Annotated in this window: 13 protein-coding genes; 7 read left to right on the plus strand and 6 right to left on the minus strand. The window is 34.7% G+C overall.

Annotation, left to right across the window (positions count from 1 at the left end):
* Window positions 1-80: 80 nt before the first annotated feature.
* From ACFOUY_RS09970 to ACFOUY_RS09985, 4 genes are all read right to left on the minus strand, one after another.
* Window positions 81-374, minus strand: a complete 294-nt coding sequence (locus ACFOUY_RS09970) for an SDR family NAD(P)-dependent oxidoreductase (protein WP_378960375.1) — start codon at window positions 372-374, stop codon at window positions 81-83.
* Window positions 375-466: 92 nt separating this feature from the next.
* Window positions 467-2,665 (minus strand): DUF5703 domain-containing protein, encoded by a 2,199-nt coding sequence (locus ACFOUY_RS09975; RefSeq protein ID WP_378960376.1) that lies wholly within the window; start codon window positions 2,663-2,665, stop codon window positions 467-469.
* 163 nt (window positions 2,666-2,828) lie between these two features.
* Window positions 2,829-4,256: a sialate O-acetylesterase gene (locus ACFOUY_RS09980; RefSeq protein ID WP_378960378.1), complete on the minus strand. Its 1,428-nt coding sequence runs from the start codon at window positions 4,254-4,256 to the stop codon at window positions 2,829-2,831.
* A 237-nt stretch (window positions 4,257-4,493) separates the two neighbouring features.
* On the minus strand, window positions 4,494-5,237 hold the full coding sequence (locus ACFOUY_RS09985) for a hypothetical protein (protein ID WP_378960379.1): 744 nt from the start codon (window positions 5,235-5,237) through the stop codon (window positions 4,494-4,496).
* Between ACFOUY_RS09985 and ACFOUY_RS09990 the strand changes: the two genes are divergently transcribed.
* The 3 genes from ACFOUY_RS09990 to ACFOUY_RS10000 are packed head-to-tail and all read left to right on the plus strand — an operon-like array spanning window position 5,236 to window position 7,272.
* Complete coding sequence (locus tag ACFOUY_RS09990) at window positions 5,236-6,090, plus strand: fumarylacetoacetate hydrolase family protein (RefSeq protein WP_378960381.1); 855 nt, start codon at window positions 5,236-5,238, stop codon at window positions 6,088-6,090. The genes ACFOUY_RS09985 and ACFOUY_RS09990 overlap by 2 nt on opposite strands.
* A gap of 2 nt (window positions 6,091-6,092) precedes the next feature.
* Entirely contained in the window at window positions 6,093-6,422 is a 330-nt protein-coding gene (locus ACFOUY_RS09995) for an L-rhamnose mutarotase (protein ID WP_378960383.1), read from the plus strand.
* 10 nt (window positions 6,423-6,432) lie between these two features.
* Window positions 6,433-7,272: an amidohydrolase family protein gene (locus ACFOUY_RS10000; RefSeq protein ID WP_378960384.1), complete on the plus strand. Its 840-nt coding sequence runs from the start codon at window positions 6,433-6,435 to the stop codon at window positions 7,270-7,272.
* Here ACFOUY_RS10000 and ACFOUY_RS10005 read toward each other — a convergent pair.
* Window positions 7,264-8,409 carry an aldose epimerase family protein gene (locus ACFOUY_RS10005; protein ID WP_378960385.1) on the minus strand — a complete coding sequence of 382 codons (1,146 nt, stop codon included), beginning with the start codon at window positions 8,407-8,409 and terminating at the stop codon, window positions 7,264-7,266. The two genes, ACFOUY_RS10000 and ACFOUY_RS10005, sit on opposite strands and share 9 nt — an antisense overlap.
* Window positions 8,410-8,528: 119 nt before the next feature.
* On the opposite strand from ACFOUY_RS10005, the gene ACFOUY_RS10010 reads away from it, so the two are divergent.
* Window positions 8,529-9,203, plus strand: coding sequence for an HAD family hydrolase (locus ACFOUY_RS10010; RefSeq protein ID WP_378960386.1), 675 nt, complete (start codon window positions 8,529-8,531; stop codon window positions 9,201-9,203).
* Entirely contained in the window at window positions 9,200-9,898 is a 699-nt protein-coding gene (locus tag ACFOUY_RS10015) for an NUDIX hydrolase (RefSeq protein ID WP_378960387.1), read from the plus strand. Before ACFOUY_RS10010 ends, ACFOUY_RS10015 begins: the two co-directional genes overlap by 4 nt.
* A 2-nt stretch (window positions 9,899-9,900) precedes the next feature.
* On the opposite strand, the gene ACFOUY_RS10020 is transcribed toward ACFOUY_RS10015, so the two are convergent.
* Window positions 9,901-10,677, minus strand: a complete 777-nt coding sequence (locus ACFOUY_RS10020) for an AraC family transcriptional regulator (RefSeq protein ID WP_378960389.1) — start codon at window positions 10,675-10,677, stop codon at window positions 9,901-9,903.
* A gap of 336 nt (window positions 10,678-11,013) precedes the next feature.
* Between ACFOUY_RS10020 and ACFOUY_RS10025 the strand changes: the two genes are divergently transcribed.
* Complete coding sequence (locus tag ACFOUY_RS10025; protein ID WP_378960390.1) at window positions 11,014-11,379, plus strand: hypothetical protein; 366 nt, start codon at window positions 11,014-11,016, stop codon at window positions 11,377-11,379.
* Between the two features lie 74 nt (window positions 11,380-11,453).
* Window positions 11,454-12,734, plus strand: a complete 1,281-nt coding sequence (locus ACFOUY_RS10030; RefSeq protein WP_378960391.1) for an Hsp70 family protein — start codon at window positions 11,454-11,456, stop codon at window positions 12,732-12,734.
* Window positions 12,735-12,822 lie beyond the last annotated feature (88 nt).

A 12,822-nucleotide genomic window follows, 5' to 3' on the forward strand; every position in this document is an offset into this window, starting at 1 on the left:
AAACGAAAATACTCATTTCTTGCATATTTTAATGCAAAAATTATGCCAAATATAATTTTAAATAACTGTAAATCAAATAGTTATGTGGTTTTTAAGGGTCGACTATTTACTAAACCATCTATCCTACCAAATTTAGCTACTATCTCGGCAACTACTTTTTCACAATCTTTTGGGTTTGATAATTCAGCAACAAATTGCGCTGCTTGTCCGCCATTTTCTGCAATCGCATCAACCACTTTCTGGTTATCTTCTGCTTTTCTTCCTACAATAACAGCAATTGCATTTTCATTAGCAAATACTTCTGCAATTGCTCTTCCGATGCCTTTTGCAGCACCAGTAATAATGATAACTTTTTCTTTTAATTGTAAATCCATAATACACGTTTATTTTTGCCACAGATTTTCACAGATAAACACAGATTATTGCAATATTAAATCCGTGTTTATCCTTTTTATCTGTGGTTAATTTATTTAATCATATTCAACACATCAGCTTTCCTGGATGCTGGTAGCACTTTTAAACTTTCTATTTTTCCGTTTTTTAATTCTACTTCAACGGTGGTTTGGTATGGCGCATATAATTTGAAATGAACATCCCAACCTTTTGGCCATGCCGGGAACAAATAAATCTTTTTTCCATCAACCTGCATCAGCATTTCCTGCAAACCAATCATACCAGAACCGCCCCAATTATGGTCGGGTGTCCAATCAAATCCTGGACCCCAAAACGCCGGAAATCTTCTATCTGAATCTTTAAGTTTTTCGGTCGTTAGATTAGCCGCCTCTTCAGTTAACCCTAATCTGGCAGCGAAAATATTATCTTGTTTCCATCCAACATGGCTTCTAAATTTAAGCACATCTTTATCGTATTTAAAAGTATTTATTGCAGTATCTAAACCGAGTTTTCCAACTCCGTAAATTCCCCAGGGATAAACCGGATACAACTGAGGACTTTCGGTATTGTTAATGCGTTCCCAAAGTTTGGCTGGTGCAATGGTTGTATGAGCATCAAAATTTCTAAAACTGATTTCAGGAATGGTTTTTAGCATCGCTTTCCATTCCATTTTCTTATTTTCCGCTAAATTTGGTTGTTCAATCAATCTTTCTATGACTGTTTTCAGTGCTGCAATCGTCGAAGTAGAATTGTAAGCCATTTTATAGGTTTCAGCTCCAGAACCAGGATATAAAACCAAATGACCATCAGCATCTAAAGTTTTAGCACCGCGTTGTTTGGCTAAATAAGTGTAGTGCTCTTTGAAGAAATTGAGCGAACTCTCTATTAATGGAAGATACTTTTCGATGTTTCGATTATCGTATCGTTCGGTTTCCAGAATCATCATACAAAACTCCAAAACCGTATCCCACTCGTATTCCAGCCAGGCATTATACTCCATGCCTTTGTTAAAGTTTGCGGGGCGTTTCCAACCATATTCAGCCGGATTTGGCAAGCCAAAGTTTTCTAATTGCTCGGTAAAGCTTGCGCCTTTATGTCCCCAAGCTGATTCCGTTCTAATTTCAGCATTCTTCAATAAATCCAGATAAAAATCGAACTGCGGTTTCATCATATCGAAATCGCCACTTTTTAGCATTGGCCAATAAACCAAACGCTGATTTTGAGCGGTGTGTGTTCCACCGCCCCAATTCCTAAAATCAGGTGAATATTTTAATGTCGAATCCGTAAGTTGTGGGTCGAAGGTAAATAATCCACCGTTGAATTTAGTTGGGTATTTGCCAAAGGCATTGCAACCCAGCATATACCGAAACAGTTGGTAGTTTCTTGATGATTGATTGGCTCGCTCATCTTTCGAATTAATATAAATGAAACTCCTATTCCAGTAATCATTCCACCATTTAATACTTGCTTTTTGGTTTGAACTGCGATTTATCGAATACAATTCTTTTTCCCAATTCGAGATTTCAGTTCTACTTGTGTTTAGTGCAATAGTAATTTCTTGATTTAAGCTCGGGGATTTACTTTTCAATTTCCAAGCCTGAAATGGTGTATTTAAATAAGTTCCAGCGTAATTACCAGATGGAATCATATTCTTTCCTTGCATAGAACCACCGAAAATTAAATTCTTTAAAGGATTAAATAAATCAGATTTTCTATCTTCCAAACCTTGTTGCTTAACTGCAACATCGAAAACGGTTTCTGCCTTGTTCTGATGATAAAATTGAATGCCATTATTTTTAAAGGCAATTTCATCTTTTGCGGTTGTAACAATGCCTTGTGGTGCCCATTTGTAAGAATTCTGATTATTTTCTTTGCCTTTTGTAATCCGGTCTTCGAAACGCCAGCTTTCGTAACTGGCCTCTGTGGTTATTTTCTGAGTTGATTTTATATCTAAATGGACTACAGGATTAAAAACATCAACCCAAACTTTAATTTGAGTATTAGCACCATTAATTTGGGCGTAACCATCTTTCAAAACCAGTTCTTGTTTAAAGGTTTCCCCTTCAAAAGGATTTGGGCTAAATTTTAGTTTTACGCGACCAAGCTTAAGCAAGGTGTTGTTTTCATCAAAAGTTCCGCTACGCGATAAGTAAAGGTAAACTTCACCTTTTTCTACCCAAACATTTAAGCCAATATCACCGCCACCAACGGGCATTGATTCGGATGAATTATGGCTTTGAGAAGTCCAAATAACGTTTTCTTGCGCTTGCATTTTAGGAATAAACCACAAAGACACAAAGAACACAAAGAAAAAACTAGGTTGCTTCAACTGCAAAAATATTGACGATATAAGACATTTAAGAACATTTAAGTTCTTAGCCAAAATACGCTGTATTCTTTGTGTCTTTGTGGTTAAAATCATTGCTATGCTATTTCTAATTATCCCAATCATCAGTACGGAAAGAAGAAACGGGTAAGCCATCATTTCCAAATAAATCGCCGATTACAAAATCTTTAAATGCATAACGAACGGCAACCGGAATTTTCACATCTTCAGCCGAAACCGCTACACTGCTTCCTTTTATGAGCGCTTTGGCAGGATAAAATTTCTTATCCGCTCCAGCTATTTCAAATAAAGATAATTCTTTACCAAAAGAGGTTATTCCATTCGGCACATTTGTAAATTTGATGCTTGCCGTGCTTTTATCGATAGTTATCGATTCGTAGGCAGGGCTTAATGCACCAAAGCCTTTTATACCATAAGTTTGGGCTAAAGCAAGATAAGCCAAGCGTTCTCCTCCTTGTTTTTTATTTGCAGGATGAATAGATTTTTCTTCTCCGATATCCATCAAAACAGCCATCCCCGAATTTGGAATTTTACCTAACGATTTACGTTGAGCGTCTCTTAAAAATGCTGAATTGAACTTTCCACCAACATGATAAGGTGGCAATTGTGCATAATTGTAGGGCGCTATTTGCGCATAATAGAAAGGAAATTCGCCAGTATCCCAGTTTTTCCGCCAACTCGAAACCATAGCAGGAAATAAATCTTCGTAACGGTCAGGTCTTTCATAATTTGACTCACCTTGATACCAGATTGCGCCTTTAATCCCATAGCCAATTACCGGATAAAGCATTCCGTTGTATAATGTGGTTGGTGTTCGGCTCACTTCTTTAATCGAATCACCTTTTGATGGAATTTTGATTTCCGGAAATGCTTTTAAATCTTCAGGCGACATCCAGGCTTCAATTGTAGAACCGCCATAACTATCATTTATGATTCCAACCGGAACGTTTAACAATTCAGTCAATAATTTCCCAAAGTAATAAGCTGTTGCACTAAAGTTAGAAACGGTTTCGGGCGAAGCTAATTTCCACGCAGAAGGTTTACTGTTCTCCTGTCGTTCGGCAATGGAAGAACGTGGTACGGTGTATAACCTAATATTTTGATTAGATGATCTTAAAATTGCTTCATTTGAACCTATAATCGGCTGACTTTTAAACCCTTTCATTGGCATTTCCATATTAGATTGTCCACCACAAAACCAAACTTCTCCAATTAAAATATCTGCTAAAATAAGTTTTTCGCCATCATTTAATTCAATTTCATAAGGTCCGCCAGCGGCTGGTGTTGAAACTTTAACTTTCCATTTGCCATCTTTATCGGTGTTAACTGAATAATTTTCTTTATTCCACGAAGTGATGATTTTTATTTTGGCAGATGGTTTCGCCCAACCCCAAATAGCCACTTTGCTTTGTTGTTGCAAAACCATGTGGTCGGTAAAAATAGATGCAGGCTTAACCGTTGCTGATGCGATAACGCAAAAAACGAGGTTTAAAAGTATTATGAGTTTTAGTTTCATATATGTTAAATTTACCACCTAAGACGTCTAAGGGCATCTTAGTTTTGGTTCATATCATTTTAATTTGTAATCACACACCACCTTCAGGCATTCCTCTAAAAGAGGGAAACTCCCCTCGCAGTTTACTAACCCGACATATTTTTGCAACCAACATTCCCCTCTTTCAGAGGGGTGGTCGCAGACCGGGGTGTTTCTTTTACCGTCATTGAGAGGCACAAAGCGTATAAATCATTGTGTTTACCTACTCACTGGCAACCAGACAGACATTTCTGAATGCCCTCTATTTCCCCAGGCAAAATAAGGCACCAGTTTAATCTGTGTTGTTGTATTTTTATTATCAATTGGCCGATAAAGTATATTTTTCCAATTGTTCGGCTCAACAATTTTCGCATCACCAACCAAGCTCATCACTTCAGCACCATCAATAGTCATTGGTTTGGCCTCAAATTTTGTTGATGTGGGTATAAAAGCATTGAAAATACTTTTGCCAGGCAAATCTGTTGATTCTAAGCAGTACACAACCGGACCCCGTTTTACTGCAATTTGATTTCTATTTTCTTCAACCAAAGGATTTGCTTCAATTAAAGTCGCATTCATTGGAAGGTTTAATTCCACCACATCCCCTTTTTTCCAAACTCTATTTATTTCAGCATATGTTCCAGAAATAACTTTAATATTTTCCAATTTCCCATTAATTGTAATTTTTGCATCATGCGTCCAAACCGGAATTCTTAAAAAAACTGAATAAGCTTTGTTACCAGTTTCCTTCATGCTGATTTTTATCTTTCCATCCCAAGGGTAGTTGGTCTCTTCAGTCAACGAAACCTTACTTCCATCAGTTAATTTAGTAGTTAAGTTATTGCCACCATATAAATTGAACCACAATCCTTTATCAGAAACACTATAAGCGTAATCGCTCACTTCTGCAATGGTGCGAACCACATTAGGCGGGCAGCAATTTGATAAAGCAATATAAGGCATGAAATTAATACGATTTGGCGAACCTGGTGCAGAAAAACCAGGTTTAATTATTGAAGATAAATATTATGATGTTTCTTCGCTGGTTAGCGATTATAATGAAGCATTCTTTGGGGGAGATGGTTTAGAAAAACTTAGTGAAGCTATAAAAACGGCAAACTTACCAGAAATTGATAAAAACGTTCGTCTTGGTGCAGCGCTTGCCCGCCCATCGAAAATTATCTGTGTTGGCTTAAATTATAAAGACCATGCAGCAGAAACCAATGCTCCAATTCCTGCAGAACCAATTTTATTTTTTAAAGCAACGTCGGCAATTGCTGGCCCGAATGATGATTTAATCATCCCAAAAAACAGTAAAAAAACAGATTGGGAAGTAGAATTGGCCATTGTAATTGGTAAAAAAGCAAGTTACGTTTCAGAAGAAAAAGCTTTAGAACATATTGCAGGTTATGTTTTGCATAACGATTATAGCGAACGCGAATTTCAGATAGAAAGAAACGGACAATGGGTTAAAGGAAAAAGCTGTGATACTTTCGCTCCTATCGGGCCATTTATAGCTACACAAGATGAAATTGCCGATGTGCACAACTTACGTTTATGGTTAACCGTAAATGGTAAAACTTTACAAGACGGCAATACTTCAAACCTGATTTTTAATGTTCCTTTTATGATTTCGTACATCAGTCAGTTTATGACACTTTTACCTGGCGATGTAATTACAACTGGTACCCCTGCAGGTGTTGGATTAGGGCAAAAACCTGAGCCTTGGTATTTAAAAGCTGGCGATGTTGTTGAACTTGGAATTGATGGCTTAGGCAGCAGCAAACAAAATGTTAAAGCTTACAGCGAAAATTAGTAATGAAAAGATACTGCTTCACACTAGATTTAATTGATGACGAAAAGCTTATCGAAACTTATAAAGATTACCATAAATCAGTTTGGCCAGAGATTAAAGAAAGTATTAAATCTGCCGGAATTGATGAACTGGAAATCTATTTATTCGGAATCCGGTTGTTCATGATTATGGATGTGAACGATTCATTTTCTTTTGAAGCTAAAGCAAAAGCCGATTTAGAAAACGTAAAAGTTCAGGAGTGGGAAACCTTAATGTGGAATTACCAAAAAGCTTTACCTGGAGCAAAACCAGGTGAAAAATGGATGCTGACGGAAAATATTTTTACGCTTTAAATTTATTGATATGATTGATACGCATGTACATTTCTGGAACTTCGACCCAATAAAAGACGATTGGATTACAGAAGATATGAATGCCATTCGCAAAGATTTTTCACCAAAAAATTTAATCAGAACTTACAGCGAACTGCAAATAACAGGTTGCGTTGCGGTGCAGGCAAATCAGTCGGAACAAGAAAACAACTTCCTTTTAACCCTTGCCGACCAAAATGAAATTATTAAAGGCATTGTTGGATGGGTAGATTTAAAACATAAAAATTTAGATGAAAGACTTAAATATTGGAGTTCTTACAAAAAAATTAAAGGTTGGCGTCACGTACTTCAGGCAGAAAATGCAGATTTCATCCTGAACAAAGATTTTATCAACGGAATTAAATCGTTAAAAAAGTATAATTACACTTATGATTTGTTATGTTATCATGACCAGCTTCCACATATTATAAAATTGGTAGATAGCGTTCCTAATCAAGCTTTTGTATTAGACCATTGCGGTAAACCAGATGTTAAAAAACAAGATTTAAAAACATGGGCAGCTAATATAAAAACGCTTGCTCAAAACCCAAATGTTTTCTGCAAACTTTCTGCTTTATTGGTAGAAGCAGATTGGCATAACTGGAAAGAGATTGAAATTTTTAATTGCTTCGATGTAATTTTCGAGCATTTCGGAACTGATAGAGTAATGTATGGAAGCGATTGGCCAGTCGTTTTATTAAGCAGACCGTATGTCGATTGGTTTAATCTTGTAAATAAATATGCTTCAAAGTTTAGTATTCAGGAAAAGAATAATCTTTTCCTGAATACTGGATCTAAATTCTATAATTTAGAAAATTACGATTTACTTTAAGAATTTATAAGTTGTAGAAGTTTTATAAACCTCACCTGGTTTCAGCTCGGTAGAAGCAAAATTTGGATGGTTCGGTGCATCTGGAAAATGTTGCGTTTCTAAACAAATTGCAGAACGATGCGGATAAGATTTTCCGCCTTTTCCATCTTTATCTACACCAGTTAAAAAGTTTCCACTGTAAAACTGTAAGCCTGGTTCAGTTGTGTAAACCTCCATTGAAATACCAGTAAAAGGGCTTTTAACAATTGCAATTGCCTTTTTATCATCATGAGGATTTAAAGCAAAGTTATGGTCGTAACCTTTACCAAACTTTAACTGCTCATCTGCATCTTCTATATTTTTACCGATTGCTTTCGCTTTATTAAAATCAAATGCTGTTCCTGCAACATCTGTTAATTTTCCTGTCGGGATAAGTGTAGAATCAACAGGCGTATATGCCTTTGCATCAATATATAGTTCATGGTCGAGGATGGTTTTATTTCCTTCGCCATTTAAATTAAAATAGGCATGATTGGTTAAGTTTACAACGGTAGCTTTATCTGTAGTTGCTTCGTAATCAATTTTAAGAGCATTATCAACCGTTAAGGTGTAAATAACTTTTACATCAAGTTTACCTGGATAGCCAGCTTCACCATCTTTAGAACTGTAAGTTAATTCTAGTTTTTGTGCATCAATTTGTTTTGCTTCCCAAACTTTCGAGAAAAACCCATCAGTACCACCATGCAAAGTATTTTGTCCATCATTTATCTGTAAGTTATACTGCTCGCCATTTAATGTAAATTTACCTTTAGCAATTCTGTTTCCATAGCGGCCAATCAATGCACCGAAAAAGGGTTCTCCTTTTTTACGATAAGCACCAATGCTATCATAACCTAAAACAACATCAGTAAGCTTGTTATCTTTATCTGGAACTAATAGAGAAACAATTCTTCCACCATAATTTGTAATCGAAACCGAAGCCCCAGATTTATTTTTTAATGTAAAAAGCGATACAGTTTTTCCATCAATTGCTGTGCTGTATCTTGCAGAATCGCTTACTACTGTAGCTTTTTTTTCTGTAGATGAATTACAAGAGAATAAGAATGTACTTACGCATAATGTGGCTATTGATAAGCCTTGGATAACATTTCTTTTCATGAAGATCTAATTTGGTTAATGCTAAAGTAGAAAAATAATTAACGTTATTGTAACGATAATTATTTTTATTTAGTTTATACTTGGACTAAACTTTAAAATACTTATATTTTATTATTGCTATGCAGGATTTGAGCTTTAAACCAAAGGCATTTCTTTTTGACTTAAACGGAACCATGATTAATGATATGGAGTACCATACACAAGCATGGCTTACAATCATGAACGAACAACTTGGGGCTAATATTTCTTATGATGATGTAAAAAAGGAAATGTATGGTAAAAATCACGAAGTTTTAGAACGTGTTTTTGGCAAAGATAAATTTACGGCTGAAGAAATTAAAACCTTGTCTTTTGATAAAGAGAAACGATATCAGGAAGGTTATTTTCCAAATCTCGAATTAATCGCTGGACTTGATATTTTTTTAGAAGAAGCAAAGCAACACCATATTTTAATGGCTATTGGCTCTGCTGCAATAACTTTTAATATTAATTTTGTATTAGATGGTTTAAAAATAAGAGACTATTTTAGTGCAATTGTTAGTGCCGATGATGTAGAAATAAGCAAACCCGATGCAGAAACTTTTTTAAAATCGGCAAAAGCTTTAAACATAAACCCAGCAGATTGCCTTGTTTTTGAAGATGCACCCAAAGGAGTTGAATGCGCCGAAAATGCCGGTATGAAATGCATAGTGCTAACTACAACTCATAAAATTGATGAGTTTAATATATACAATAATATTTTAGGATTTATTGAAGACTACAATGACCCCATTATAAAAACGCTTTTTAAATGATATCTAAATACGCAAACCAACAACGGGTTTTAGTTGCCATTGATTGTATAATTTTCGGCTACGATGGTGAGGAGCTAAAACTATTGGTAATTAAAAGGGCAATAGAACCGGTGAAAGATCAATGGAGTTTAATGGGTGGATTTATTGGTACAAATGAAGATTTAGATGGAGCTGCTAAGCGCATTTTACTAGAATTAACAGGTTTGCATGATGTATATTTAGAGCAACTACATGCGTATGGACAACCCGAACGCGATCCTATTGAAAGAACAATTTCTGTAGTTTATTTTGCGCTAATCGATATCAATAAATATAAAGAACAAATTAATGAACAATATCATCCCGAATGGTTTAAAATTAAAGAGGTTCCCGAATTAATTTTTGACCACAATATGATGGTAAAAGCTGCAATGGATAAAATCAGGTATCAGGCAGCGCTACACCCAATCTTATTTGAATTATTGCCTAAGAAATTTACCATTCCACAGCTTCAAAATTTATACGAACAGGTTTATGATTCGCCGATTGATAATCGAAATTTTATAAGAAAAATTACTGCAAGTGGCTTGTTAATTAAGCAAACCGAGAAAGATAAATCAAGTTCCAGAAGAGGCGCATTCTACTTTAAGTTAGATAAACAGAAACACAAAGCACAGTTCCAATCATTTTTGAGCTTTATCTCTAAACCTAAATAAGCTTAGTTTATTTTTCTAAACTCAACCGCAGAAACACCTTTAGATCGTTTAAAACTACTTGTAAAAGAATTTGCTTGCTCAAAACCAAGTATTTCTGCAATCATCGACATTGAATAATCTGTATGAATAAGTAATTCTTCCGCTTCTCTAATAAGTCTTGCAAATAGTAAATCCGGTAGATTTTTTGCAAATGCTTTTTTCAAAAATGAATTAAGCTTCCTGGAACTCATCCCCATACCGGAAGCATAAAATTCAGTAGAACGCTCTATTTTAAAATACTGTTCTAAAATAGCTCTAAAACGTAAAACTTGCTGTAATTCATCAACAGATAAATCCATTAATTCGGCATTTAAAACTGCAGAAAAACCCAAGAGTAGAGATAAATATTGTGCAAGGTAAGAAATATCTCTTTTAGCTATAATTTCTCTTTTAAGCTGTTCGAGTAAACTAAATGCCTTTTGGGCCTGCATACTATTCAGATCTTTAAATGATAAAGCCATGAATAAGTTGCGAGATTGAACATCTCGATGTTGCAACAAAAATTCGGAATATAAAAGACTGCTAAAACTTAGCCAATAGGCAGAAATAACTTCTCCTTCTAAACGAATTATACCTTCCTCAGGGATAAAAAAGACACGACCAGGCGACAACACATAATCGCCCGAATTCATACACAATAAGCCCGACGCCTCTTTAACTATTAAGACTCTTATCGGGTGTTCAGCGTTAAGTGCCTTATCTCTTTTAAAATTTCCCTTGATATTTTCAAGTTGTATCATTTCACATCAAAGTATCCTGTTCTTAGTAAGACAACATAACACCTCATAGTTGTTACACTACAAAGTAAGCAATTTTGCCCAACATTCACAATACAACGTAATAAAAGCAAAAAAACTGCATTTTTAAATCAATTAGAGCTAATTTCTTTATAATTATTAAGTCTGTATTCTCAATAAAATAAACATAAAAAAGTATCAAATACATTTGTAAAATATATTAATTCAAAAACCGAATGTTCAAAAATCCATTAAATAAGAATAATTAATGCTACAAAATTTATTATTTTTGTATACAATTTTAAAACTTTAAGTCCGTTATGATGTTTATTACCTACCATGAAAAACTCTTTAATTATTGCTCTGCTGTGTTTATTTTTTTTATCTTGTAAAAAGGATATTCCGGAGCCTGATGTTGTAAGATTTAAAGTTTATAGCACAAAGATTAAATATGCCAATAATAACGAACCAGATGTGCTTTTTTGGTATGTATGGAAGGCAAACAAAGGTGGCTACTTTTATATAACTTCTACAAGTACTGTAGAAAATTTCTCACCTTACAATTTTTCTTATTGCAAGGAACTGCCAAGCGATATAAAAAATAAATCTCCTTTTAAAAATATTGTGGTTTGGATAAATCAATTAAATGGCGATCTATACTTTGATATTATGGGTAAAAACTCAGGCTCAAATACTGCAGAATAATACAACTACTTAATTATTTTTTTTATACTTTCGCAACCCGATTTAAAACACCTGATATTTTTATTTCAACCGCGATGAGTAAATTTTTGTATGGAATTGATTTTGGCACAACCAATTCTGCCCTATCTATATTTGATGAAGAAAAAAAAGAAATCATTTCTACGATTTCAATTCCATCATTAATTTATTTTAAACATGCCTTAACATCTGCTGATGAAGAAAATTATGTAGTCGGTGAAAAAGCTATTGAAGAGTATTTAAACGACGGAATGAAAGGTCGTTTCATAAAATCAATTAAACAAATTCTGTCTAGAACTACATTTACAGAAACTAGAATTCAGAACCGCCGCTATAATGCTTCTGATTTAGTTACCTTAATTTTAAAAGACCTTAAGAACACGGCTGATAAAATTACAGGGACTAATTGTGAAAAAGCAATTATTGGTCGCCCTGTTTTCTTTGATGACGATAACACACAAAAGGACACACTTGCGCAAACAAGACTAAGAAAAGCTGCAGAAAATGCTGGCTTTACCGATGTTCGCTTTCAGTTTGAGCCAATTGGAGCCGCATTTGCGTACGAGAAAACCATCACAAAAAAGGAGAAAGTTTTGGTTGCCGATTTGGGTGGAGGTACAACAGATTTCACCTACTTAATATTAGACCCCGAAAAAGTTGGAAGTAAAGACAGAAAAAATGACATGATTGCTTCGGGAGGTATTTACATTGGTGGAGATAGCCTTGATTCGGCTTTTATGTGGGAAAAGGGTACACCCTTTTTCGGAAAAAACACGCAATATGAAGCTACAAGAGGGCAAATTTTAAATGTTCCAAAATCACTTTTTGCGAATATCTGTTCGTGGGATAAAATGAATTTTTTCAATGGCCAAAAAATTAAAAAAGATATCGAAGACTATTACTATTTCTCTGGTAATGATAGAAAATTCAAGAATCTTATAACCCTTATTGATAACAATTTAGGGTATTCTGTATTCCAATCAATAGAAAAAACTAAAATTGAATTATCAGATAAACCATCTATCGATTTTATTTATAATAATATGGGTATCGAAATCGATGAAACGATTTCGATATCGCAGTACAATGCTGTAATTGAAAAAGACGTACAAAGAATTAGTGAGTATTTGGATAAGTTTCTAACCGAATACAACATAAATCCAACGGATATTGACTGTTTGTTCCTTACCGGAGGAACATCAATGGTTGCGGCAATTCAAGAATTATTTAAAAGTAAATTTCCTCATATACCAATGAATTCTGGAGATAATTTCAAAAGTGTTGCGAAAGGCTTAGCTTATAGCGGTTACCTTTTCGATGAAGGGGCCGTATCATAATTTAATTTTATGATACGGCCCCCTTTTTTTTTGCTTTGTATTTTACGTCTTTGTCCCTTGGCTATTTCGGTTTCAGCAATCGATATTT

The sequence above is a fragment of the Pedobacter jamesrossensis genome, from assembly GCF_042650905.1.
GTDB lineage: Bacteria > Bacteroidota > Bacteroidia > Sphingobacteriales > Sphingobacteriaceae > Pedobacter > Pedobacter jamesrossensis.